Source organism: Methylosinus sp. LW4, from assembly GCF_000379125.1.
Classification (GTDB): Bacteria; Pseudomonadota; Alphaproteobacteria; order Rhizobiales; family Beijerinckiaceae; genus Methylosinus.
The window spans coordinates 2,218,660-2,243,556 of sequence record NZ_KB900626.1 but is presented as its reverse complement, the minus strand read 5'-3'; the positions used below and the strand labels follow the sequence as shown (position 1 = coordinate 2,243,556).

At 66.7% G+C, this 24,897-nt stretch carries 21 protein-coding genes; 7 read left to right on the top strand and 14 right to left on the bottom strand.

The window, feature by feature from the left end:
- The first annotated feature begins 237 nt into the window (after positions 1–237).
- A complete protein-coding gene (gene rplS, locus METLW4_RS0111255) occupies positions 238–642 on the top strand; it encodes a 50S ribosomal protein L19 (protein WP_018266314.1) in 405 nt (134 codons plus the stop codon).
- Positions 643–735: 93 nt separating this feature from the next.
- Positions 736–1,182, top strand: coding sequence for a hypothetical protein (locus tag METLW4_RS0111250; RefSeq protein ID WP_018266313.1), 447 nt, complete (start codon positions 736–738; stop codon positions 1,180–1,182).
- Positions 1,183–1,201: 19 nt separating this feature from the next.
- Here the strand turns inward: METLW4_RS0111250 and METLW4_RS0111245 are convergent, their stop codons facing one another.
- Positions 1,202–1,618 carry a VOC family protein gene (locus METLW4_RS0111245; RefSeq protein WP_018266312.1) on the bottom strand — a complete coding sequence of 139 codons (417 nt, stop codon included), beginning with the start codon at positions 1,616–1,618 and terminating at the stop codon, positions 1,202–1,204.
- 1 nt (position 1,619) lies between these two features.
- Complete coding sequence (locus tag METLW4_RS0111240; protein WP_157235060.1) at positions 1,620–2,621, bottom strand: small ribosomal subunit Rsm22 family protein; 1,002 nt, start codon at positions 2,619–2,621, stop codon at positions 1,620–1,622.
- 137 nt (positions 2,622–2,758) lie between these two features.
- Here METLW4_RS0111240 and leuC point away from each other — a divergent pair, with 137 nt between their 5' ends.
- The gene (gene leuC, locus METLW4_RS0111235; protein WP_018266310.1) at positions 2,759–4,168 is read left to right on the top strand and encodes a 3-isopropylmalate dehydratase large subunit; all 1,410 of its coding nucleotides are present in this window, start codon (positions 2,759–2,761) and stop codon (positions 4,166–4,168) included.
- Between the two features lie 6 nt (positions 4,169–4,174).
- Positions 4,175–4,600: a metallopeptidase family protein gene (locus METLW4_RS0111230; protein WP_018266309.1), complete on the top strand. Its 426-nt coding sequence runs from the start codon at positions 4,175–4,177 to the stop codon at positions 4,598–4,600.
- Positions 4,601–4,603: 3 nt separating this feature from the next.
- On the opposite strand, the gene METLW4_RS0111225 is transcribed toward METLW4_RS0111230, so the two are convergent.
- The 6 genes from METLW4_RS0111225 to METLW4_RS0111200 form a co-directional block, all read right to left on the bottom strand.
- Positions 4,604–5,614, bottom strand: a complete 1,011-nt coding sequence (locus tag METLW4_RS0111225; protein ID WP_018266308.1) for a sensor histidine kinase — start codon at positions 5,612–5,614, stop codon at positions 4,604–4,606.
- A 28-nt stretch (positions 5,615–5,642) separates the two neighbouring features.
- Positions 5,643–7,238, bottom strand: coding sequence for a sensor histidine kinase (locus METLW4_RS26475; protein ID WP_018266307.1), 1,596 nt, complete (start codon positions 7,236–7,238; stop codon positions 5,643–5,645).
- A 217-nt stretch (positions 7,239–7,455) separates the two neighbouring features.
- Positions 7,456–8,100, bottom strand: coding sequence for a sterol desaturase family protein (locus METLW4_RS0111215; protein ID WP_018266306.1), 645 nt, complete (start codon positions 8,098–8,100; stop codon positions 7,456–7,458).
- 8 nt (positions 8,101–8,108) lie between these two features.
- Positions 8,109–9,104, bottom strand: coding sequence for a fatty acid desaturase (locus tag METLW4_RS0111210; RefSeq protein ID WP_018266305.1), 996 nt, complete (start codon positions 9,102–9,104; stop codon positions 8,109–8,111).
- On the bottom strand, positions 9,101–10,291 hold the full coding sequence (locus METLW4_RS0111205; RefSeq protein WP_018266304.1) for a hypothetical protein: 1,191 nt from the start codon (positions 10,289–10,291) through the stop codon (positions 9,101–9,103). Before METLW4_RS0111205 ends, METLW4_RS0111210 begins: the two co-directional genes overlap by 4 nt.
- A gap of 90 nt (positions 10,292–10,381) precedes the next feature.
- Positions 10,382–11,623, bottom strand: a complete 1,242-nt coding sequence (locus tag METLW4_RS0111200; protein WP_018266303.1) for an aminotransferase class I/II-fold pyridoxal phosphate-dependent enzyme — start codon at positions 11,621–11,623, stop codon at positions 10,382–10,384.
- A 224-nt stretch (positions 11,624–11,847) separates the two neighbouring features.
- On the opposite strand from METLW4_RS0111200, the gene ccmA reads away from it, so the two are divergent.
- Both ccmA and ccmB read left to right on the top strand, forming a co-directional pair.
- Positions 11,848–12,519, top strand: a complete 672-nt coding sequence (gene ccmA / locus METLW4_RS0111195) for a heme ABC exporter ATP-binding protein CcmA (protein ID WP_198033114.1) — start codon at positions 11,848–11,850, stop codon at positions 12,517–12,519.
- Positions 12,516–13,187: a heme exporter protein CcmB gene (gene ccmB / locus METLW4_RS0111190; protein WP_018266301.1), complete on the top strand. Its 672-nt coding sequence runs from the start codon at positions 12,516–12,518 to the stop codon at positions 13,185–13,187. The genes ccmA and ccmB overlap by 4 nt, the downstream gene beginning before the upstream one ends.
- Before the next feature lie 5 nt (positions 13,188–13,192).
- Here the strand turns inward: ccmB and METLW4_RS0111185 are convergent, their stop codons facing one another.
- The 4 genes from METLW4_RS0111185 to METLW4_RS0111170 form a co-directional block, all read right to left on the bottom strand.
- Entirely contained in the window at positions 13,193–13,582 is a 390-nt protein-coding gene (locus tag METLW4_RS0111185) for a HEPN domain-containing protein (protein WP_018266300.1), read from the bottom strand.
- Complete coding sequence (locus METLW4_RS0111180) at positions 13,579–13,896, bottom strand: nucleotidyltransferase domain-containing protein (RefSeq protein ID WP_018266299.1); 318 nt, start codon at positions 13,894–13,896, stop codon at positions 13,579–13,581. Before METLW4_RS0111180 ends, METLW4_RS0111185 begins: the two co-directional genes overlap by 4 nt.
- Positions 13,897–13,922: 26 nt before the next feature.
- Positions 13,923–16,340: a penicillin-binding protein 1A gene (locus METLW4_RS0111175; RefSeq protein ID WP_018266298.1), complete on the bottom strand. Its 2,418-nt coding sequence runs from the start codon at positions 16,338–16,340 to the stop codon at positions 13,923–13,925.
- 142 nt (positions 16,341–16,482) lie between these two features.
- A complete protein-coding gene (locus METLW4_RS0111170) occupies positions 16,483–17,805 on the bottom strand; it encodes an N-acetylmuramoyl-L-alanine amidase (protein WP_245258435.1) in 1,323 nt (440 codons plus the stop codon).
- Between the two features lie 778 nt (positions 17,806–18,583).
- Between METLW4_RS0111170 and METLW4_RS0111160 the strand changes: the two genes are divergently transcribed.
- Positions 18,584–21,493 carry an Rne/Rng family ribonuclease gene (locus tag METLW4_RS0111160; RefSeq protein WP_018266295.1) on the top strand — a complete coding sequence of 970 codons (2,910 nt, stop codon included), beginning with the start codon at positions 18,584–18,586 and terminating at the stop codon, positions 21,491–21,493.
- Positions 21,494–21,585: 92 nt separating this feature from the next.
- On the opposite strand, the gene METLW4_RS0111155 is transcribed toward METLW4_RS0111160, so the two are convergent.
- Together METLW4_RS0111155 and METLW4_RS0111150 are read right to left on the bottom strand one after the other, a co-directional pair.
- Positions 21,586–22,764, bottom strand: coding sequence for an aminotransferase class I/II-fold pyridoxal phosphate-dependent enzyme (locus tag METLW4_RS0111155; RefSeq protein ID WP_018266294.1), 1,179 nt, complete (start codon positions 22,762–22,764; stop codon positions 21,586–21,588).
- Between the two features lie 62 nt (positions 22,765–22,826).
- Positions 22,827–24,869, bottom strand: coding sequence for a M3 family metallopeptidase (locus tag METLW4_RS0111150; RefSeq protein ID WP_018266293.1), 2,043 nt, complete (start codon positions 24,867–24,869; stop codon positions 22,827–22,829).
- Between the last annotated feature and the right edge of the window lie 28 nt (positions 24,870–24,897).

The window sequence follows — 24,897 nt, the reverse complement described above, 5'->3', positions numbered from 1 at the left end:
GGAAACCTTCATGCGCGGCCATCTGGAGCTCCCCCTTCGTGCTTCGAGACGCGCCCTTCGGGCGCTCCTCAGCATGAGGGGGAGGATTGTGGGCCTTCACCCGATCCCTTTGCTTGGTTCGCCGCCCGCTCTCGACAATCGGCGCCGCCTCGTGTATTGCGGCGCGTCCAAATCAAAACAGCGTCCCGAAACGCTCGCCACGCCATCCGGCGCAAGGCGAAACGGCAGGAGTTTTTCATGCCCTCCATCATCGAGCAACTCGACGCCGAGCAATCGGCCCGCCTTCTCGAAGGCAAGTCGATCCCGGAATTCCGCCCCGGCGACACCGTCATCGTCAATGTGAAGGTGAAGGAAGGCGACCGCTCCCGCATCCAGGCCTATGAGGGCGTGGTGATCTCCCGTCAGGGCGGCGGCCTCAACGAGGCCTTCACCGTCCGCAAGATTTCCTATGGCGAGGGCGTGGAGCGCGTGTTCCCTCTCCATTCGCCGCTGGTCGACTCGATCAAGCTGGTCCGTCGCGGCAAGGTCCGCCGCGCCAAGCTCTATTATCTGCGCGACCGTCGCGGCAAGTCCGCCCGCATCGCCGAGCGCATCGACAATAAGGCCAAGGCCAAGGACAAGCCGGCCCCCGCGGCCGAGTAAGGCTCCCGGAGCCTTTCCCGACATTGCGAGTTTGGCGGAGCGATCCGGCGGCAGCCGCAGGATCGCTTTCGTCGTCTCTATGTGAGAGAATCGATGAGCAAAGTCCTGTTCTGGGATTTCGAGGGCGTCGTCGCGCGTCGCGCGCCGGATTGGCGGCTCGTGGAGGGCGCGGCGGAGACGCTGGAGGCGCTGGCCGCCAAGGGCTGGACCCATATCGCCTTCGCCGCGGGGATGCAGGACCTCGCCGCCGTGGCGGAAGGGCTGGGCCTCGCCGGCAAATTCGCCGGGCTCCATGACGCCGGCGAGGGCGCGGAGCCGTTGGCGCGGGCGATAGAGGCCGCGCGGCCTTTCGATCAGGCTTTCGTCATCGCCGCCAGCGTGGCCGGCGCCGTGCTGCCGGCGCGGGCGGCGGTGGTTCCGTCCATTCTGGTCGGCGACGCCTCGCCGCTCGCGCAATTCTGCTGCGAATCGCCGTCGGAGATCGAGCTGGCGCTCGAAACCTGGACGTCGATGCGGCGGTCTTTCTTCGTCGAGCCGTGACGCCAGCGCTTGCTGAAGCTCAGCCGCCCGAGGAATCGAGCGGCGCATTCAATATCCATCTGTGGCCGAAGGGATCGCGCAGCGCCGCGTAGCGCGTGCCCCAGAAGGTGTTGGTCGGCTGCGTCTCGACCTTGGCGCCGAGCTGGGTCGCGCGGGTGACGATCTCGTCCACCTCATGCGCCTTGTCATATTCCAGGCTCACCGAGGCGGTGACCTGCTCGCCCGGCAGCGGCATGCGGGCGTGGCCCAATTCTGGAAAGACGTCGGCCAGCATGACGGAGCCGCCATTGATGGCGAGCTCGCAATGGGCGATGCGCATTCCATCCACGGAAGGCATCAGCGCCCTTTGCTGCGCGCCGAAAGCGGCGGTGTAGAAAGCGATCGCGCCGGCGGCCGGCGAGACGGTGAGATAGGGCGCGACCCTCGGGCGCTGCATGTCATTCCCTCGCCGGTGTTTCCCCAGGGACGATCTCGTCGCCCCAATCTTTCTTTTTTATAGGCGCGTAAGCCGCTTTATCGCGCTTCGCCACCGTAACTTCTTCGATTCCCGCCACAGAGCAAAGCTTTATCCTTAATCCATGCTTTAGAACCTCCGGCCGCGCCAGCAGGCGAGCCGGGGCCGGCGCGATCGCCGCTTCCTCTCTCGTCGCCACGAGATAGGCGAATTTCTCGTCCTCGAAGGGCGCGTCGGCGCCTTTGAGCAGCTTATGGTCGCGCGAGCGGGCGAGCCGCACCGAGAAATGGCACCAGTCCGGCGGCTGCAGCGGGCAGGGGGCCGAATGCGGGCAGGGCAGCGAGACGCGCGCGCCCGCGGCGACGAGCCGCGCCCGCATGCGCATCAGCCGCGCATGATCGCGCGGCGTGCCGGGCTCGACGATGACCAGCGCGCCGGAGCAATTTGCCCAGGCGGCGTCCACGGCGCGGTCGAGGCTGCTTTCCGCGATCTCGGTCAGCGCATAGCTGGCGACGACGAGATCGAAAGGCGCGCCGAGCTCGGGCGGCGCGGAAAGATCGCCGGCGACGATTCGCGCCTTCTCCAACGCCGCGCCGGCGAGCCGGCTGGCGAGCGCGAGAAAGGGCTCGCTGCGGTCGAGCAGCGTATTCTCGTCGACTTGCGGCCAGAGCGCGCGGGCGGCGAGGCTCGCGGTCCCGAGGCCGGCGCCGAGGTCCAGCATGCGCCGCGGCGAAAAATCCGGCGCCTTTTCGGCCAGCCGGCCGAGAATATGGATGGTCGCGGCATAGGTCGCCGGAAGCCGGTAGAGGGCGTAGGCGAGAGCGTCGTCCTCGCAGAGGATCGCCTGCGCCGTCGTCCCGCCGGAGCGATAGAGCGCGGAAATGCGCGCCGCCCGCTCCGCCAGCGCTCGGCGCGAGCGCTCGTCCAATAGGCGTTCCAGCGCCGCCGTCAGCTCCTGTGGCGGCGCCGTCGATATTCGCGTCACGTCGAAGAGACCTCCCGCTGGGGCGTCGCCGAGATTACATGCTTCCAAGCCGCCCATGTTGCGAGTAGAACAGCCTACCCGGTTCGGTCGAGGCCGAATTACGGTTCTTTTTACGGCTCGGAGCAGGAACGAGACAAATGGCAGGACGCCCGCGCACGCTCTACGACAAGATCTGGGACGATCATGTGGTTCACGAGCAGGAGGACGGCGCGTCCCTCATCTACATCGATCGCCATCTGATCCATGAGGTGACGAGCCCGCAGGCCTTCGAGGGGCTGCGCACCTCTGGCCGCAAGGTCCGCGCGCCGGGCAAGACGTTGGCCGTCGTCGACCATAATGTGCCGACGACCGACCGCTCGCTGCCGATCACCGATCCCGAGAGCAAGGCGCAGGTCGAGCAGCTCGCCATCAACGCCGCGGAATTCGGCGTCGAGTATTACAATGAGCATGATTCGCGTCAGGGCGTCGTGCATATCGTCGGCCCGGAGCAGGGCTTCACCCTGCCCGGCACGACGATCGTCTGCGGCGACAGCCACACCTCCACCCATGGCGCCTTCGGCGCGCTCGCCCATGGCATCGGCACCTCCGAGGTGGAGCATGTTCTGGCGACGCAGACGCTGATCCAGAAAAAGGCCGCCAACATGCTGGTGCGCGTCGACGGCAAGCTGGCCGAGGGCGCGACCGCCAAGGACATAATTCTCGCCATCATTGGCGAGATCGGCACCGCCGGCGGCACCGGCCATGTGATCGAATATGCGGGCGAGGCGATCCGCGACCTCTCGATCGAGGGCCGCATGACCGTCTGCAACATGTCGATCGAAGGCGGCGCCCGAGCCGGCCTCGTCGCGCCGGACGAGAAGACCTATGAATATCTCCGCGGCCGGCCCAAGGCCCCGCAGGGCGAGGTCTTCGACGCCGCCGTCCGCTATTGGGAGACGCTGCGCTCCGACGAGGGCGCGCATTACGACCGCGTGATCGTGCTCGACGCCGCCGCCCTGCCGCCGACCCTCACCTGGGGCACCTCGCCCGAGGATGTGATGCCGATCACCGGCCTGGTGCCGACGCCGGACAGCGTCGACAATCCGGCCAAGCGTCAGGCCATCGCTCGCGCGCTCGACTATATGGGCCTCAAGGGCGGCGAGAAGGCCAGCGACATCGCCATCGATCGCGTCTTCATCGGCTCCTGCACCAACGGCCGCATCGAGGATTTGCGCGCCGCCGCGGCGGTCATCGCCGGCAAGCAGATCAACGCCAAGGTCAACGCCATCGTCGTGCCGGGCTCCGGCCTCGTGAAGGCGCAGGCGGAGGCGGAGGGGCTGGACAAGGTGTTCACCGCCGCCGGCTTCGAATGGCGCGAGCCGGGCTGCTCCATGTGCCTCGCCATGAACCCGGACCGCCTCGCGCCCGGCGAGCGCTGCGCCTCGACCTCGAACCGCAATTTCGAGGGCCGTCAGGGCTTCAAGGGCCGCACCCATCTCGTGTCGCCGGCCATGGCGGCGGCGGCGGCCATCGCCGGCCATTTCGTGGATGTCCGCAGCTGGAGGTAAGTCTCGATGGCCGCGCCTCTCGACGACAGCGTTCTCGCGGGGCTGCGCGCCCCTTCGCTCGAGGATCTCGAGGTTCTGGCCGATGCGGCCTTCGCATCGCTGCCGTCGCGTTTCACGCGGCTCTGCGAAGGGCTCGTGATCCATGTCGAGGATTTCCCGGACGAGGAAATCCTCGAGGAGATGGAATGCGAGACGGAGTTCGATCTGCTGGGGCTGTTCCGCGGCCAGGGCCTCGCCCAGCGCGAGGCCGCGGCGCAGACGGGCGAGCCGCCCAATATGATCTGGCTCTATCGCCGTCCGATCATCGACTTTTGGGCGGATGGCGAGGACACTCTGCAAGAGATCATCACCCATGTCCTCGTGCATGAGATCGGCCATCACTTCGGCCTCTCCGACGAGGATATGGAGGAGATCGAGCAGAAGGCGGGGTGAGCCTCACTCCGGCGGCGCAGGGAAGCGCAGCTCGCAGCGCAGGCCCTTCGCGCCGGGCTCTATGATGGCGGCGCCGCCGAGCTGCTGACCGAGCGAGCGCACCAGCTTATGCCCATAGCCGAGGTCCATCGCTTCCGTGGAGGCCGGGCCGACGCCATCATCCTCCACTGTCAGGACGAGATTTTCGCCGTCGCGCGTCAGCCGCACCTTCACCGTCCCGGCGCGCTCGTCGGGAAACGCATGTTTCAGCGCATTGACGACGAGCTCGTTGACGATCAGCGCGACCGAGCGCGCATCATCCATCTCCAGCGCGCAATCCGCCACCTCGGTCCGCAGCGCGATCGGCCGCACGCCGATCATCGCGAGCCGAAGATTGGCGCAGAGGTCGTCGATGAGCGGCCTCATCCACACGGCGCGCGCCCCGTCGTGCTGGAGCAGCGCATAGACGCGGCTCACCACGGCGACCCGGCTCGCCGCCGCCAGCAATGGGGCGCGCGCATCGTCGCCCTCGAGCGCGCGCGCCTCCATCTGCAGCATGGAGCAGACGAATTGCAGGTCGTTCTTCGTGCGATGCGCCATTTCCTGGAGATAGAGCTTCCTCAATCGCTCGGTCTTGGTCGCCAGCGCGTGAGCGACGGCGGTCTCGCCGCCGCGTCGGTCGATCGCGCCGGCGAGCTCCTGCATCACGAAGACGATGGCGAGAGCGACGCCGATGAACAGAACCAGAGCCAAGGCCTCGGCCGGGTCCGAGACGGCGAAGCCTTCGCCAGGAAACAGAAAATAGGCGGCGAGCGCCGCGCCGAAGGCCGCCGACCAGCCGCCCGCCTCGCCGCCGAAGAGCAGAGCCGAGAACATGACGGCGGGGACGAAGAGGAGCAGCTGTCCCGGCGGCAATTTCTCGCGCAGCGATAGGTGCAGCGCGAGCGCGCCCAAAGAGAGGCACGTCGCTCCGAGAAAGCGCGCCCAGATGGGCAGCGCCCGCGAGCGCGCGGCCAGCGCGAGAAGCTCATGCATGGTGAGGTCTCATTCGTGAGCGCGGCTGTCAGCTCGGCAGCCGCATCGTCACCTCGAATGTAGCGCCCTGCAGCGGCTGCGACCGCGCGATCAGCGTCCAGCCATGGCGATCGGCGATGGTTTTGCAGATCGCGAGCCCGATTCCCGTACCCGGATATTCGGCCTTGCTGTGCAGACGCTTGAACGGCTCGAAAATGGCGCTCGCATATTTCGCCTCGAAGCCGACGCCGTCGTCGGAGACGGAGAGGCGCAGCGCAGAGTCCTCGACATGGCCGTGGATGGCGATGCGGGGCGTCTCGCCCTGGCGGCGGAATTTTATCGCATTGCTGACGAGATTATGCATGAGCCGCGCGAATTGCGGCGGGTCCGCCTCGAATTCCACGCAGGGCGCGTCGAGGCTGACATCAGCGCCCGATTCCTCGATCAGCTCGGAGAGATCGGCCAGAGCGGATTGAATCTCGACGCGCAGATTGCGCCGCTGCAGCTTGAGCGGCGCCTCGACGATGCGCGAATAGACCAGCAGATCCTCGACCAGCTCGCGCGCGCGCAGCGCCGAGCCGCGCATCACCTCGCTCGCATAGGAAATGTCCTTCTGATCGGAGGAGGCGACGGCGGCGTCGAGCATTTGCGAGAAGGCGACGATCTTGCGCAGCGGCTCCTGCAGATCATGCGAGGCGACATAGGCGAAGCGGGCGAGCCGCTCATTGACGCGCTCGAGCTCGACGATGCGCTGCTCCAGCGCCCGCTCGGCCGCGAGCCGGGCGGCCTCCTCGCGGCGACGCTCGGTCACGTCCTGCGCATAGCCGTGCCAGACGGTGGAGCCGTCGGCCTGGCGCACCGGCTGCGCCTGCGTCTCCAGCCAGATCGTCCCCTTGGAGGGATGGTCGTAGCGGAACTCCTCGCGCAGCAGCGTCATCTGCGCCGCAGAGCGGGCGAAGCTGGCGCGCATGCGCTCGGCGTCGTCCCCGTGGATGCGGCGGAGCATGGGCGCGGCGTTGTCGCAAATCTCCTCCGGCGCGACGCCGAAGACATTGCGCACATTCTCCGCGAGATAGGGGCAGGAGCTGAAGCCGCCGGTGTCGAGCCGGAAGGAGAAGACGACGCCGGGCGCCGCCAGCGCGACATTGCCGAACTGCTCGACGAGGCGCGCATTCTGCGCCGCGAGCCGCTCCATGGCGCGGAGCGTCTCCAGATTGTCGACATGGGTCAGCGTGCGCTGAAAGGCTTCGCCGACGATGATGATGAACGCATCCGTCGTCAGAAAGGCGGCGAAGGCCAGCGCATCCTCGAGCCCGTCCACCGGCGCGAGCCAGAATTGAATGACGGCGACAATGACGAGCAGGGCCGTCACGCCGGACGCCGCGCCGCCGACGAAGGAGGCGACGAGCAGGGGAAGATGGAAGGTGAGATAGAGATGGCCGCCGCTCTCGCCGGTGATGACCATGCGCCAGCCGACGGCCGCCGCCGCCGCGAGCAGCCCGATGGCGATGCGCCAGGAGAGCGGCGAGCGATACCAGCGCGCGACCCGCGGCGCGAGCGCGACGATGAGCGCCCGCAAGCGGCCGCGCTCGGCGTGGGGGAGATCGGAGCTCGCCGCGGTCGGCGGCATTTTGAGGCTCGGCATGCTTCGGCTCGCTCGCATCCGCGGACATCGAAGCGGCGCGCTTCGCTTGGCGCGGATGCGTCCTCGAGGGTCCTGCCGGGAATTATTCTTCCCGACGGAAAGGGCGCGGCGGGCGCCGGGCCTGCGCGCCCTATGCGCGCGCTCTCGGGCTCATTTATGACCGAAAGCGGCGCATGGAAGCGCCTGCGACGATAAGCCCATCACGACGATGAGCGCATCACAAGGCGCGGCTGCCGGGCGTCTGGTCCTTCGCATAATTGGTGCCGAAGACATAATCCCACCAGATCGCATGGACGCCGAAGCCGCGTTCTGGATCGCGGAAATGATGCAGCATGTGCAGGCGGCGCACCAGATGGCCGAGCTTGGACTTGGGCTGGCCGTGATGCGTCCAATAATGCACGCAGTCATAGAGCACATAGCCGGCGATGAAGCCCGCGAGCATGGGCCACGCGAAATCGCCGCCGAAGACGAGGCGGATGAGCGAGAGCGCGATCAGCATGATCGGCGTCGACAGCAGCGGCGGCATGACGAGCCGCAGCGGATCGCTCGGATAGATGTGATGCACGCCATGGATGAGGAATTGGAAGCGCGGCCCGAGCCCGAAGGGCAGCGGAAACACCGTATGGAACAGGAAGCGATGGCCGAAATATTCGGTCAGCGTCCAGGCGATGTAGCCGGCGACGAAGGCGAGGAGAATATAGCCCGCGCTCGCATAATTGCTCGCATAGGCGAGGAGCCAGAGGATGATCGGCCCATAGACGAGCGGCGGGGTCAGATGGTGGACGCGCGAATATTTGTCGAGAAGGTCGCTCTCGAAGAGGCGCGGCGAGGCGTCGAGCGCCTCGTTTTCAATGGCAGTCATGGGAAACTCTACTCCGCCGGGACGGGAACGAGCTGCGCGGCGCTGGCGACCTCCACATTGGCGGAGCGCGTCTGCAGCGAATAGCGCGGGTCGAAGACGAAAGTGACGAGCAGGGCGAACCACGAATAATGGGCGCCGAGCGGCTTGTAGAACTCCGGCGCCATTTCGGTGAGCTCCGGCAGGCGGCGCCAGGGTATCTCGTGAAAGTCGTGATGCTCGTTGTGATAGCCGATGTTGAGCGCGACCTTGTTGAGCGGGCCGTAATAGTCGAACGTGCCCTGATTGGGGCCGAAGGCGAAATGCTCCTGCACCCAGCGCGCGCTCAGAGGATGCAGCCCGCCGACCGAGAACCAGAAGGACAGGATCAGATAGAGCAGCGCATTGGCGCCGAAGGCCCAGAGCACGAAGATGTCGAAGATCAGGATGACGGCCGTGTTGATATAGGTCCAAAAGCCCATGAAAGGCACAGTGCCCTTGAGCCGCGACAGGCGCGCCAGCTGGATCGCCGGGAAGAAGAACAGCCACAGCGCCTTGCGCCATGTGCTATTGCCCACCCACTCCACCTCCCAATGGCTCGGAATGTCGGCGTCGTAATCATAGGCCGACAGATGCGAGTGATGCTTGATGTGATAGCAGCGAAAGCCCATCGCCGTCGGAAAGGCGTTGGGGAGATCGGCGAGCAAAGCGGTGAGCTTGTTGTAGAGCGTGTTCTCGAACACGCAATTATGGATCGCGTCGTGAATGGCGACGAAAGCCGCGTGATTGGCGAAGGCGCCGACGCAAATCGCCAGCAGCAATGTCAGCGGCCAATAGGAGAGGCCGAGCCAGCCGAGAACGGCGGCGATCGTCAGCTGGCCGGCGAATATCCCAGCGGTGATCTTGAAAGTGAGATCGTCCTTGCCGAACAGCGTCCTCACCTCGGGATGCGCCTCGAGAATGAGGCGGCGACGCTCCACATGCGAGCGGTCGGCGGAGGACGTCGAAGAAATCGAGATGACATTCATGGCGTCGCCTCTTCTCTCACAGCCTCGGTTGCAGCGGGCGGAGCGCCCGCCACGCGCTTCTCATAAATGCGATGAATCTTGTCGATCTTGCCGCCGAACATTTCGATCGGCTTGCGCATGCCCATATTGTCCTCGAGCACCCAGCCGGCCTCGAGGGCGACGATGCTGGCGTCGACGCAGCTGCGCCGGCGCATATCCTCGATCAGCGACAGCAGGATCGCGCCGCCCGTCGCGCTGTTCTGCAGCGTCTTGCGCGTGCCGAGCAGCAGCAGGCGCGCGGTCGAGAATTTGTGCTTGCGGATGCGCGAGATCAGCTTGAGCCAATTGAAGGGCAGCAGCTTGCCGTCGAAATCGGCGGTGATCTCGTGCAGATTGGGCAGCGCCACCGCGAAGGAGACCGGCGCGCCGTCGAATTCGAGCACAATGCCGAATTCCGGCGGCATCACATATTTCATGAGGTCCGCGAAGCCGTCGAGCTCGTCCTTGCCGAGCGGCACGAAGCCCCAATTGTCGCGCCAGCCGTCATTGAACAGATCGGACATCAGAGCGGTTTCGCCCTGCTTCAGATGATCGCGATCGAGCTGACGAATCTTCAGCCGGTCGCGCCATTCGGGGCGGGCGGCGATGCGGCGCTCCTTGCTGAGATCCTGCTCGGCGGAGAGATGCCGATAGGAGACCAGATCCTTCGCCTTGTCATAGCCGAGCGCCTCGATCAGCCGCGACAGATAGGGAGGATGCCAAGGCGTCAGATACATGGGCGTCGCTTCGAAGCCCTCGATCAGCACGCCGCTCTCGCCATTGATATCCGGCGAGAAGGGGCCGACGATGGTCTCGGCCCCGCGCGCGCGCAGCCATTCCTCCGCCGCCTGCGTCAGCGCGCGCACGACCTCTATGTCGTCGATGGCGTCGAGCGAGCCGAATTGCCAGCGCGAGGTGGAGACGGGCTGAATCGTCTTATAGACCTGCGCGCCGATGCGGCCGACCCATTTGCCGTCCTTGCGCGCCAGAAACTCCTGCGCCTCGACATGCTGGAAATGCGGATTGAGCTTGTGGCTGTAGAGATTCCAGCGCTCGGCGTCGAGCGACGGCGCGAAGCCCTCGTGGCCCTTATAGATGAGACGCGGAAGCTTGCAGAAGGTCAGGAATCGCGAAAGATTATCGACGGGAATAATCTCGATGCCGGCCATAGCGAACACCTATCGAGCTAGAGGAGCGAGCGAAAGCGGGCATATCGACGCGGGAAAGGGAAAGCGCGGGGAGCGGCCGCAGCCGCGCCCTCACAGGCTCGCGCCCGCCATCGCCTTTTTCACCAATTCATGCGCCTCCGCGGCCACCGGCGGCAGATCGCGCAGCGCGTCGAGCACAGCGCGAATCTCATCCTCGGAATGATTGGCGGAGAGGAAGAAACGCAGACGCGGCTGGTCCTTGGGCACGCCGATCTGCACGATCGGCGGCACATAGAAGCCGAGGCCGAGCAGATGCTGCGAGGCCCACATGGTCTCGACGCTGTCCTGGAACAGAATCGGCACCACGCCGCGGCCGATCGCCGGCCCGGTGCTCAGCCCATTGGCGTGGGCGTAATCGCGGAAGAATTCGGCGTTGCGCGCCAGCTTGCCGACGCGCCAGCTCTCCTCCTGCATCAGCTGCAGGGCGGTGCGCGCCGAAGCGAGAATCACCGGCGAGAGGCCGACGCTGTAGACGAAGCCCGGCAGAGTGTAGCGGAACCAGTCGATGACCGGCTTTTTCGCGCAGACGAAGCCGCCGCAGGAGGCGAGAGTCTTCGACATGGTGCCGACGACGAGATCGAGCCGGCCGGGATCGACGCCCTGCAGCTCGGCGAGGCCGCGGCCCGTCTCGCCCAGCACGCCGAGCGAATGCGCTTCATCGACCATCAGCCAGGCGTCGTGGCGATCTTTCAGCTCCACGAGGCGCGGCAGATCGGCGGTGTCGCCGTCCATGCTGTAGATGCCCTCGACGACGATGAGCACATGGCGGAAGTCCTGGCGCTTCTTGGCGAGGAGATGATCCAGATGCTCGAAGTCGTTGTGGCGGAACTTGATGACCTCGGCCGGCGAGGCCTCGCAGCCGGCGACGATGCTGTTGTGGGCGAGTTCGTCGATGAACAGAGCGTCGCGCTTGCCGAGCAGCCAGGAGATGGTCGTCACATTGGCGAGATAGCCGGAGACCAGCGTCAGCGCCGCCTCCATGCCGAGAAATTCGGCGATCTCCGCCTCGAAGGGCTTGTGAGTCGAGCGCTCGCCGCCGACGAGGCGCGAGGCCAGCGCGCCGACGCCGAGCCGATGCAGCTCGCGATCGGCCTCCTCCAGAATCTTGGGGTGATTGGCGAGGCCGAGATAGTCGTAATTGGCGAAGCTGACGAAATGCGTCCCTTTCGCCTCGAAATCGGCGCGAAGCCGATCGATCTGCGCGAAGAAGGGATCGTGATATTGGAGGAGCGCATTGCCGGCGAAACGAAATCGTCTCGATGCGTAGTCCGAAAGGCTGTTATGCTTCGCCACTTAGTGCGTCATCCCTCGAGTCTGCGGCCGCGCGCGCGTCTCGCGGCGCCGCATTGGAAGAGGACGCCCGATTCCTCGGAACGTCCGCGGTCGGCCCGCAGGCTTAGCACCCTTCGGCGCCAGAGCGCCAGCGAAAGCATCGTGGCGCGGGGGAAGTCCTCCTCCGCCGGCGCGCGGGAGGCGGGGATTTCCCCTGCGGCGGAGTTGCTCTATTGGCTCTGGCGATGACAGACATTCCGCATCCGCCCTCCCGTCCCCATGCCGAGCGCGCCTCCGCCCTGCGCCTTCGGGTGGAGGATCTCGCCGTCGCCCGCGGCGGGCGGCGCGTGCTCGCGGGCCTCGGCTTCTCCCTTTCGAGCGGCGAGGCGCTGATCGTCACTGGTCGCAATGGGGCCGGCAAATCGACGCTTTTGCGTGCGCTCGCCGGGCTTTTGCCGCGCCTTTCCGGCAGCGTCGCGATCGAGGGCGCCGCGGAGGCGGAGGAGCCGGCGACGCTGCTCCATTATCTCGCCCATGCCGATGGGCTGAAGGCGCCGCTCACCGCCCGCGAGAATCTGGAGTTCTGGGCGCAATTTCTGGGCGAGGAGCCGGATCGCCGCAGCCTCCCGCCGGCCGAGGCGCTGGAGCGCGTCGGGCTCGCGCATCTCTCCGAGACGCCGGTCGCCATGCTCTCCGCCGGGCAGAAGCGCCGCATCGCGCTGGCTCGCCTGCTGGTGGTCTTCCGGCCGCTCTGGCTGCTGGACGAGCCGACCAGCGCGCTCGACGCCGCCTCGCGGACGCGGCTCGCGCGGCTGATGACGGAGCATCGCGCGCTCGGCGGAATGATCATCGCCGCCACGCATGAGCCGCTCGGCCTCGAGGACGCGCGCGAGCTGGCGCTGGGAGCGAATTCGTGAATTCTCCGCTTGTCGCATTGTTCTTGCGCGATTTGCGCGTCGCCCGCCGCATCGGCGGCTCGGCGACCATGGGCGTCGTGTTTTTTCTGGTGATGGTGTCGATCGCGCCTTTCGCCATCGGACCGGACCCCAATCTTCTCGCCCGCATCGGCCCGGCGATCTTGTGGATCGCGGCGCTGCTGGCCAGCCTTCTCTGCCTCGATCGGCTGTTTCAAGCCGATCTCGAGGATGGCTCGCTCGATCTCTTTCACCTCGGCCGCGCGCCGCTCGAGCTGGCGGTTCTGGTGAAATGCGCCGCTCATTGGGTGACGACCGGCCTGCCGCTGACGCTGGCGGCCCCCTTTCTCGGCCTGATGCTGCAGCAGGAGGAGACGGCGCTCGTCGCCGTCACGATCACGCTTCTGGCCGGCACGCCGGCGCTGACGCTGATCGGCGCCATAGGCGCGGCGGCGACGGTGACATTGCGCCGCGGCGGCCTGCTGATGGCGCTGCTGGTGCTGCCGTTGACGATTCCTGTGCTGATTTTCGGAGTGTCGGCGGCGGAGGCGGCGACGGGCGGCACAGTGTCCTTCTTCGCGCCCTTCGCGATTCTATGCGCGATCAGCCTGGCGTCGCTGGCGCTCTGCCCTTTCGCCGCGGCGGCGGCGCTGCGGAGCGTGGGGGAGTAGAGGCGTCACTCTCTGGCCAGCAAAGCCGTTATGCTATCGATGAAGCGTGTCGCCGCAATGATCGCCTCTTCGGCGTCAGCGGGCGTGACATCGGCGCCGGGACCAGCGCCATAGTCGCTGATTTCCTTGTAAATATAGGCTTTGGCGAGGAATTTCGGCAGCGACTTGTCGATCGCTCCGCTGTCTTTCGCCAGCCGCGCGAACTCGGCTCTCGCGCCGGAATGGGTCTTCACGCTCTTGCCGGTCGCTTCCATGATGTAGGCTTCGGCGGCATGGAAGGCGGCGTAATAGGCGCAGCGAGCGGCGACCTTGACGAGCCCGATGGCGGCGATCTTGCGGGCGTCGCTCAGATCTTCGCGCGCCTTTTCGAGAAGGTGGGCGGCTTCCGCCTTCACAGATCGACGCCTTCGCGTCGGAGTTCTCCCATCAGCGCGGTCGGCTCGCGATAGGCCGCGGCGATGAAGGGCAGGGCGTTGATGACAGCGCCCGTGTCGTAGAGAATATCTGTCTCGATCTCGGCGATCCGATCCGCTTCTCGCCCGACGCTCTCCATATCCGTCAGAAAGATCGCGACGTCGTAATCGGAATCCGGTCGTGCGTCGCCGCGGGCGCGCGATCCGAACAGCACGACTCTTTGCAGCCGTGCGCCGTAAGCCTCGTCGAGCGCGGCGCGGAAGCGGCTCATGATCGGATCGAATGTCGTCGTCATCCTCCGAACGTCGCTCCCGCCCCGCGTCAGTACAACCCGCCCGTCCCGCTGCCCACCTGCTTGTCCACATCCTGCGCGGCGCCGGACTGCAATCCGCCGTCGCTGCCGGCCGGGGAATAGGAGTCCGGCGGCGCGGTGCCGGGCTTGAAGGCCTCGAGGATGGAGCCGGCGCCCTTGGAGCGCAGGCCCGAATGCGGATCGACCGAGATCAGCTTTATGCCCGGCGGCACGCGGAAGGGCACGTCGGGCTTGTCTTTCAGCGCCACCATCATGAAATCGCGGAAGATCGGCGCGGCGTAGGTCGCCGCCTGCGCGCTCTTGCCCTCGCCGACGGGGCGGGGGCGGTCGTAGCCGATATAGACGCCGACGGCGAGATCGGGCGAGAAGCCGACGAACCAGAGATCCTTGGCCTCGTTGGTGGTGCCGGTCTTGCCGGCGAGATGCTTGCCCACCGCCTTGATCGACTGGCCGGTGCCGCGTTCGATGACGCCTTCCATGATGGAAGTGATCTGATAGGCGGTCAGCGGATCGAGCACCTGCTCGCGCTTGTCGATGAGCTTGGGCTCGTTCTGGCTCTCCCATTTGGGGGCGTCGCAGCCCAGGCATTGGCGCTCGTCATGGCGATAGATCGTCTTGCCCCAGCGGTCCTGAATGCGGTCGATCAGCGTCGCCTTCACCCGCTTGCCGCCATTGCACAGCATGGAATAGGCGGTGACCATGCGCATCACCGTCGTCTCGCCGGCGCCGAGCGACATGGGCAGATAGAGCGGCATGTCGTCGTAAATGCCGAAGCGCTTGGCGTATTCGGCGATCAGCGGCATGCCGACGTCCTTGGCGAGGCGCACCGTCATCATATTCTTGGAGTGCTCGACGCCATAGCGCAGCGGATGCGCGCCAGTGCCGTGCGCGCCCTCGAAATTCTCCGGCGTCCAGCTCTCGCCATTGGCCTGCACGATGGTGATCGGCTCGTCGAGAATGGAGGAGGAGGGCGTGTAGCCATTGTCCAGCGCCGTGGCGTAGACGAAGGGCTTGAAGGAGGAGCCCGGCTGGCGCAGCGCCTGCGTCGCGCGGTTGAACTCCGACTGATCGTAGGAGAAGCCGCCGACCATGGCGAAGACGCGGCCCGTATACGGGTCCATCGCCACCATGGCGCCGGAGATTTCCGGGATTTGGCGCAGCCGATACTGCCCCGGCCGGCCCGCGAGCGGCTCGACATAAATGACGTCGCCCGGCGTCACCGCGGCGCGAATGCTGCGGCCGGCCCAGCGCATGCCTTCTTGCGAGAGCTGGCCGGTCTCGCGCTCGCGCGCCACCTCGCCGGATTTCTCGCGCCCGGGCTGCAGGCCGATGCGGGCGAAGCTGTCGTTCGTCTCCAGCACCACGGCGAGGCGCCAGGGCTTCACATCGCCGAGCGCGGGAATATCGGCGAGCGGCAGGCCCCAATCATAGGAGATGTCGATATGGCGCATCGGGCCGCGGAAGCCATGCGCCTCGTCGAAGCGCACCAGGCCGTCGGCCAGCGCCTTGCGCGTGATGGCCTGCATCTTGGGGTCGAGCGTCGAGCGCACCGAGAGGCCGCCCTCATAGAGCTTCTTGTCCCCGTATTTGTCGAGCAGCTCGCGGCGCACCTCCTCGGCGAAATAGCCGGCGACATAGGTGTTGGGCGAGGTGACGCGCGGATTGACGCCGAGCGGCTCGGTCTTGGCCTTGTCGCCGTCCTTCTGCGAGACGAAGCCGTCGGCGACCATGCGGTCGATGACGTAATTGCGGCGCTCAAGCGCGCGGTCGCGATGCTGGAAGGGATGGTAGTTGTTGGGCGCCTTGGGCAGAGCGGCGAGATAGGCCGCCTCCGGTATCGTCAGCTCATAGACCGATTTGTTGAAATAGTTCAGCGCCGCGGCGGCGACGCCGTAATTGCCGAGACCGAGATAGATCTCGTTGAGATAGAGCTCGAGGATGCGGTCCTTGGGATAGGCCGCCTCTATGCGGAAGGAGATCAGCGCCTCTCTGATCTTGCGCTCGAAGCTGCGCTCATTGCCGACGAGGAAGTTCTTGGCCACCTGCTGGGTGATGGTGGAGGCGCCCTGCATGTGCCGGCCGCCCTGGGCGAGGATCGAGGCCGCGCGGGCGATGCCTTCGAAATCGACGCCATTATGCGTGTAGAAATTCTTGTCCTCGGCCGAGATGAAGGCCTGCTTGACGAGCGGCGGAATCGCCGCGCTCGGCAGGAACAGCCGGCGCTCGCGCGAATATTCGGCGAGGATGGAGCCGTCGTTGGCGTGGATGCGCGTCGTGACGGGCGGCTCGTAATTGCGCAATTGCGCCGTGTCCGGCAGATCCTTCGAGAATATGTAGACGACGCCGGCCGCCGCCGTCACGGCGATCAGGAAGACGATGGCGCCGGTCGCGAAGAGGAAGCCGAAGAACCGGACGAGCAGACGCATGAAGGATGATCCTCGAGGGAGACGCGTTGCTGTGAAATCTGGCGCGCTGCGCGCCGATGGCGTCCCGTTTAGAGCATATTTTGTCGTGACGGAAACCGAATCGGCCTCCCGCCATCCCCATCCTTAGCCCAATTTTTATGTTTTATTGTGGGCGTTGCGTCGTGGCCACGGCCTGAGACGGCGCGCTGGCCTGAAGCTGCGCCGGCTCCCGGCGCTCGTCGAAATAGCGCTCGATCGCCTGCGCGGTGGCCTCTGCGGCGCGCTCGCGCCATTCCGGCGACAGCATGCGCGAGAGGTCGCGCGCGCTGGACAAATAGCCGAGCTCCAGCAGGACGGACGGAATATCGAAGGCTTTCAGCACGACGAAGCCGGCGGAGCGGCTCGGATTCTTGTTGAGATGGCCGACCGTCTGCCAATAGGCGATCAGCGTGCGGGCGAAGACATGGCTATAGGCGCGCGTCTCGCGGCGGGTGAGATCGTAGAGAATGTCGCCGACTTCGCCCGCGTCCTCGGATTTGCGCTCGAGCCCGGCGGCGCGATCGGCGAAATTCTCCTTCTCGGCGATCTTGGCGGCCTCCGAGTCGGAGGCGCGGGCGGAGACGGTGTAGACCGTCGCTCCCTCGACGCTGGTCTCGCCCAGCGTATCGGCGTGGATCGAAAGGAACAGCTCCGCTCCGGCCTGACGCGCGACGCGCACGCGCTCGTCGAGCGCCATGAAGGCGTCCTCATTGCGGGTGAGGAGCACGCGCAGCTTGCCGTCCGCCTCGAGCTTGCCCTTCAGCGCGCGGGCGAATTCGAGGACGATGGTCTTCTCCTGCTCGCCATGCGGGCCGGCGGCGCCGACATCGACGCCGCCATGGCCGGGGTCGATGACCAGCAGAGGCTTGGCGTCGGCCGTGGGCGCCGGCGGCTCGGCCGCGGGGGCGGTGGCGGCGGAAACGGTAGGGGCGAGCCGGGCCGCCTCTGCGGCGAAGCTCGCGGCGTCGGTCGGCTCGAGCTCGACGACGAGGCGCGGGGAGCCGAGCTTCGAATCGCTCTCGGCGCGAAGGATTTTGGCCGGCCGCGCGAGATCGACGACGATTCGCGAGCGTCCTGGCGCGAAATGGCCGAATCGGAAGGAGGTCACGAGATCGTCGCCGCCGCGCTTGTCCTTGGCCGGGCGGCCGACCTCCGGGTCGAGACGGAAGGCCATTTCGGGGAGATCGACGACGATTCGATAAGGGTCGGCGACGGGAAAGACGCTCGGCTTCACCTCCGCCGTCGTCTCGAAGACAAGACGGGCGCGGTCCTTCTGCTGCTCCAAGCGGACGGCGATGGCAGAGACAGGCTCGGGCGCGACGGGTCCGGCTGCTGCGGGCGCGCCGGAGAGGGCGAGGGCGAGGGCCGCCGCGGCAAAGCGCAGCGCAGGCGCACGTCGCCCGCCTCTCCGCGAAGGCCCGGCCCCCGTCGGTCGCATCTCGTCCATGTTCTGAATCGCCCCGCTCACGCGTTCGCCCGATAATAATATGGCGTGGCTCGCGCATGCGCGCGAGCCCGGAATCTTTCTGAGGATATCTGGTTAACGCGACGTTAGCGCCCGTCCCGATCGCCGTTGCATGAGGCGATCGATCGGAAATCATTCGGAAAATGGCGGCCCGCGCATTTTTGTGCGGAGGGGATCGCCAGCCTGTGGGCGGAGCCGCCGGCCAACTTGCGGTGTCGCCTTCGAGACATTATGTATGGAACCGTTCCGTGGAAGGGTTCGAAATGCGCCTCGCGCAATTTCGGCGTCTCACGGCGCCGGGAATCGTCTCGGGACGGACGGCGCGTTTTTCCACGGAGCGAATTACGTTCGAATGCACGCCTCGCGCGCGGGTTCCGAACGGGCGGGCGCCGCCGTAAGGCGCTGTGACATAAGGTTTTTGTGACGAGCTCATGGCGAAGTCCATGACATGCCGCCAATCGAGGCCCCGCTCCGCGCGAGAGTATCGCGCGCCGGCGGACGAATCGATTCGCGCTGTCGCGCCGAGCCGTCGTCACTTCGGCTCCTGGTCGGTCCCGCTTCGGCGGCCGGTCGGGCCTCTCGCCCAGTTCGCCGGCGGTCGCGCCGGTTCGCGTATCCGATGTTTCGCGATCGACACCAACTCCCAGAAGACACGCGTCGACGCTCCGACGCTTCGCCGGACCGCGGTCGCATCGTCCCTCACCGGACGTTCGCTCGAGACCGCCGGCGTCGCCTCGCGTCGCGCCGCAAAGAGTTTCTCATGGCCAACAAAATGCTCATCGACGCCTCCCACCCGGAGGAAACCCGCGTAGTCGTGCTACGTGGCAATCGCGTTCAGGAATTCGACTTCGAAGCCGCCGACAAAAGGCCTTTGCGCGGCAATATTTATCTCGCCAAGGTCACGCGTGTGGAGCCGTCGCTCCAGGCCGCCTTCGTGGATTACGGCGGCAATCGTCACGGCTTTCTGGCCTTCGCCGAAATTCATCCCGATTATTATCAGATTCCCGTCGCCGATCGGATCGCTCTGCTCGAGGAGGAGAGCCGCGTCCATCAGCAGGAAGACGAGGAGCCGCGTTCCCATGGCGGTGGTGGCGGCGGAGGCCGTCGCCGCTCGCGCCGTCGCCATTCCGACGGCGCCGAGAAGCGCGCCAATTCCGATGAGGTGATCTCCGAAAGCGCTCCCGAGAACGAGCAGACCGACGCCGCCGAGCAGTCGGCGCCGGCCGCGGAGGAGAGCCGCGCCGAGAACGCGGAATCCGAATCCGCCGCAGCCGAGAGCTTCTCGGCCGAGTCGCGCCCGCTGGAGGCCGTCGAGGCCGAGCCGATCTCCATCGATCCGCAGGGCTTCGGCGTCGTCGAGGCCGGCCATGCCGAGGAAGCGCCGGCCGAGCCGGCCGAGGCCGATCACGAGGTCAAGGCCCGCCGCCAGGACGAGCGCGATGAAGAGCATGAGGCCGAGCGCGAGGAGGCCGAGGCCCGCCGCCGCGACGACGACCATGACGACGAGGAAGAGCACGAGGACGAGGAAGAGCACGTCGAGCATATCGGCGGCGACGCGATGGAAGAGGTGCCGCACCGGCCCTCGCGCTCACGCCGTCAGTATAAGATCCAGGAGGTCATCAAGCGCCGCCAGGTTCTGCTCGTACAGGTCGTCAAGGAGGAGCGCGGCAACAAGGGCGCGGCGCTGACCACCTATCTCTCGCTCGCCGGCCGTTATTCCGTGCTGATGCCCAACACCGCGCGCGGCGGCGGCATCTCCCGCAAGATCACCGACGGCGCCGATCGCAAGCGCCTGAAGGAGATCGTGCAGGAGCTCGAGGTGCCGGAAGGCATGGGCGTCATTCTGCGCACCGCCGGCGCGACGCGCACCAAGGCCGAGGTCAAGCGCGACTTCGAATATCTGCTGCGCATGTGGGAGAGCGTGCGCGAATTGACGCTGCGCTCCAGCGCGCCGACCCTCGTCTATGAGGAAGGCTCGCTCATCAAGCGCGCCATTCGCGATCTCTACGGCCGCGACGTCGAGGAGGTCATCGTCTCCGGCGAGGAGTCCTATCGCGAGGCGAAGGACTTCATGCGCATGCTCATTCCGAGCCACGCCAAGAACGTCCGCCTCTATCGCGATCCCAATCCGATCTTCGCCTCCGCCGGCGCCGAGGCGCAGCTCGACGCGCTGTTCTCCAATCAGGTGACGCTGAAGTCGGGCGGCTATCTCGTCATCAATCAGACCGAGGCGCTGGTCGCCATAGACGTGAACTCGGGACGCTCCACCCGCGAGCACAATATCGAGGACACGGCGCTGCGCACCAATCTGGAGGCGGCCGATGAGGTCGCCCGCCAGCTGCGCCTGCGCGATCTCGCCGGCCTCATCGTCGTCGATTTCATCGACATGGAAGAGAGCCGCAACAATCGCGCCGTCGAGCGCCGCCTGAAGGACGCGCTGAAGAACGACCGCGCCCGCATTCAGGTGGGCCGCATCTCGCATTTCGGCCTGCTCGAAATGTCGCGCCAGCGCATTCGCGCCGGCGTGCTCGAGGGCTCGACTGTGCCTTGCCCGCATTGCGCCGGCGCCGGCACGGTGCGCTCCACCGCCTCCATCGCGCTGCATGTGCTGCGCGTGCTCGAGGATGCGCTCATCAAGAGCGCGGCGCATGACATCATCCTGCGCACGCGCACTGTGGTCGCGCTCTATATTCTCAATCAGAAGCGCAGCCATCTGCAGGCTTTGGAGCGCCGTTTCGGCGTCGCCATCACCGTCTCCGCCGACGACAGCCTGACCGGCACCTCCTATCATGCGCTGGAGCGCGGCGAGCCGGCCACCGGCGTGCGCGAGCTTCCGGCTCAGACCGCGCTGCGCGTCGATTCGCTCGCCGATCTCGAGGATGAGATCGAGGTCGAGGCCGAGGCGTCCGCCGAGGAAGACGAGATCGTCGAGCGCCGGCCCGAGGTCGCGCGCCGCGAGGAGAGAACCGCGCGTCCGCCCTTCGTCGAGGAAGAGGGCGAGGGCGAGGACCAGCCGCGGGCGCGCCGTCGGCGTCGTCGGCGCGGACGCGGCGGCGGACTCTCCGGCGGAGAAGCGCCGGCGCCGGGCGCCGAGCAGCCGTCCGACGAAGGCCTCGCCATTGTCGCGGAGATCGACGGCGTTCCCACCGCGCCGGCCAATGAGGTTCCGCGTCCCGCCGAACGCGGCAGCCGCGGCGGACGCGGTCGCCGCGCCGGCCGTTGGACGCGCTCCTCGCCGCTGCCGCCCGAATTTCGCGAGCAGGGCGCTTTCCCGCTCGACGAGGGCGTCGCCGAAACTGCCGTTTCCGCGGCCGAGGCGCATATTCCGTCCTATGAGACGAGCGAGGCGGCTCCGGCTCCTGTCGTGACGGAGGCGGCTCCCGTCGCCCCGATCGCCGAGGCTCCGGCGCCGGCCGAATCGGCTCCGCCGGCGGAGGCCGTCGCTCCGAGCGCGCCGGCTCCCGAGGCTCTTTCGGCGGCTCCGGCTCCCGCTCCTGCGGCACCTGCGCCGGAGCCTGTGGCTCCGCCCGCTCCCATCGTGCATGAGGCCGCGGCTCCGCCGGCGCCGCCGCGCGAGCCGACCGAGACGATCATCACCGAGGCCGACCCCAATCGCCCGAAGAAGGGCGGCTGGTGGCAGCGCGCCAAGGCCTCGCTCGGCGGCGAGTGACGAAAAGCGCATGACAAAAAAGCGCGGCGGGCCGCTGGCCCGCCGCGCTTTTCTTTTGCGCGCGTGTTTTGATTTCGAGCCGGCGATCGCTGTCAGATGGTCGGTCTCGGCGCGCCGAGCCAGGCTGCGAGACGATCGAGGCCGAGCCGCACCTCGCTCTCCGCTCCGGCGTAGGAGAAACGCAGCGTTCGCTTGCCGCGCGCGCGATCGAAATCGATTCCGGGCGTGACGGCGACGCCGGCCTCCTCCAGCATTCTTTTGCAGAAGGCGGCCGAATCCGCGGAAAAGCGCGAGATGTCGGCGTAGATGTAGAAGGCGCCGTCCGGCGGCGCGAAATCGCTGAAGCCCAAGCGCGGCAGACGCTCCAGCAAGAGCGCGCGGCTGCGCGCATAGCCGGCCTTCACCGCCTCGAGCTCCGCTTTCGCCTCGAAGGCCTCGAGCGCGGCGATCTGCGCCAGCGTCGGCGCCGAAATGGCGAGCGATTGCTGCAGCCGCTCCATCGGTCGCACCAGGGATTCGGGCGCCGCCAGCCAGCCGAGCCGCCAGCCGGTCATCGCATAATATTTCGAGAAGCTGTTCACGACGACGGCGTTGCGCGAATGCGCCAGCGCGGTCTCGCAAGCGCGCTCGTAGGAGAGGCCGTGATAAATCTCGTCGGAGACGAAGAGAATTCCGGCGTCCTCGCAGAAGGCGCAGATTTTTTCGAATTCGTCGCTCGGAATCATCGCGCCGGTGGGATTGGCCGGGCTCGCCAGCAGAGCGCCATCGAGGCGCTTTGCGCGATGCGCCGCCTCCAGCAGAGCGGCGGTCGGCGAATAGAGCGTCTCTGCGCCGACATCGATCAGCACGGGCTCGAGGCCGAGCGAGGCGAGAATATTCGCGTAGGCCGGATAGCCGGGCACCGTCATGGCGATGCGCGCGCCCGGATCGAAACCGGCGAGAAAGGCCAAGAGAAATGCGCCCGACGATCCCGTCGTGACGATGACGCGCTCCGGCGAGACGTCGACGCCATAGGCCTCGCCATAATGGCGCGCGATGCGCTGGCGCAGCGCTGGGCGGCCGAGCGCCTCTGCATAGCCGATGGCGCCTTGGGCGAGCGCGCGCGCCGCGGCCTCGCGCACGGCGAGCGGCGCCGGCGCGCCGGGCTCGCCCAGCTCCATATGGACGATGCGGCGGCCCTGCCGCTCGAGCTCACGCGTTTCGCTCAGCACATCCATCGCGATGAAGGGCGCGATGGCGCTGCGCTTGGAAGGGGAGGGGGGCGTCGTCATGCGATCAGCATAGCAGCGACGAATATGACATTCGTGGGGCGCGCCGCTGCGCTCTCGTTCGGCTAACGCGCGAAGCCGCGCTGACGCAGCAGCGCATCGACATTCGGCATGCGGCCGCGAAAGGCGACATAGGCGTCCGCCGGGTCCTGCGTTCCGCCGGCGGCATAGATGTGACGGCGCAAGCGCTCCGCAATGTCGGGCGCGAAAGGATCGCCGGCCTCGAGGAACGCCTCATAGGCGTCGGCGTCCAGCGTCTCCGCCCAGAGATAGGAGTAATAGCCGGCCGAATAGCCGTCGCCGGCGAAGACATGAGTGAAATGCGGCGTCCTGTGCCGCATGATGATCTCTTCCGGCATCGATATGCGCGCGAGGCTCTCGCGCTCGAAGGCAAGCGCGTCAAAGCTCTCGTCGATCGCGCTTTCGTGCAGATCGAGATCGACATAGGCGGAGGCGCAGAATTCGACGCTGGCGAAGCCCTGATTGAAGTGCCGCGACTTTTGGATGCGCTCGAGCAATTCCTCCGGCATTGGCGCGCCTGTCTCGGCGTGGCGCGCGAAGCCGCGGAGAATTTCCGGCTCCAGCAGCCAATGCTCATAGAGCTGCGAGGGCAGCTCGACGAAATCGCGCGCGACATTGGTGCCGGCGACGAGCGGATAGGTGACGTCCGACAACATGCCGTGCAGCGCATGGCCGAACTCGTGAAACAGCGTGCGCGCGTCGTCGAGGCTGAGCAGAGTCGGCGCGCCATCGGGCGCGCGCGAGAAGTTCAGCACATTGACGATGATGGGACGAATGCGTTCGTCGAGATTCTCCTGGCCGCGAAACTCGGACATCCAGGCGCCGCCGCGCTTGGAGGGCCGCGCGAAATAATCGCCGAGGAAGAGCGCGACATGCTCGCCCTTCGCATCGCGAACGTCGAAGGCGCGCACGCTCGGGTGATAGAGATCGAGTCCTTCCACCTCGACGAAGGAGAGGCCGAACAGTCGTTTCGCGACATGGAAGGCGGCGGCGATCATCTGATCCAGCTGGAAATAGGGACGCAGCTCCGCCTGGTCGAGATCATAGCGCTCCTTGCGCACGCGCTCGGCGTAATGGCGCCAGTCGGCGGCGCCGATCGCGACATTGGCGCCGTCGCGTTCGGCGAGCGCTTGCAGATCGTCGCGCTCCGCCTTCGCCGCCGCGAGCGCCGGCGCCCAGACACGATCCAAGAGCTCGCGCACCGCTGTCGGCGTCTTCGCCATCGTGTCGTCGAGCTTATAGGCGGCGAAATTGGCGAAGCCATTGAGCCGCGCGCGCTCCTCGCGCAGGCGCAAAATCTCGGCGATCAGCGCGCGATTGTCGGTCGCGCCGCCCGTCTCGCCGCGGCTGGCCCAGGCGCGAAAAGCGGTCTCGCGCAGATCGCGGCGCGTCGAGCTCTGCAGAAAAATCTCGACGCTCGAGCGCGCGAGGGTGACGCCATATTTGCCCGGCGCGCCGCGCTCTTGCGCGACTTGCGCGGCCGAGGCGCGGAAGTCTTCCGACAGCCCGTCGAGATCGCTCTCGTCGAGCAGCAGCAGATAATCGGCCTCGTCGGCGAGCACATTCTGCGCGAAGGATGTGGTGAGATTGGCGAGGCGCTCGGATATTTCCGCCATGCGGCGCTTCGCCGTCTCGTCGAGCTTGGCGCCCGCGCGCAGGAAGCGCTTATGCGTCAGCTCCAGCACGCGCGCCTGCTCCTCGGTCAGCGCCAGCGCGTCGCGGCGCGCATGGAGCGCATCGACGCGCGAGAACAGCGCGGCGTTCAGCAATATCTCATTCTCGTGCCGCGCCAGCGCGCCGGATATGTCGCGCTCGATCTCCTGCAGCTCGGGCGTGGTGTCGGTCGCGGCGAGATTCCAGAAGACGCCGCCGACGCGCGCCAGAAGGCGGCCGGAGCGCTCGAGAGCTGCGATCGTGTTCTCGAAATCGGGCGGCGCGGGATCGTCGGCGATGCGCGCGATCTCCGCCAGATTTTCCGCCATGGCGGCCGCGAAGGCGGGGCGATAGTGCTCGGCCTTCAGCGCGCCGAAGGCCGGCAGGCCGAAAGCTTCGGTCGAGGCAAAGAGCAGCGGATTTTCGGTCGTCATCGGATCCCTCGGTCTTTGCGGGGAGATT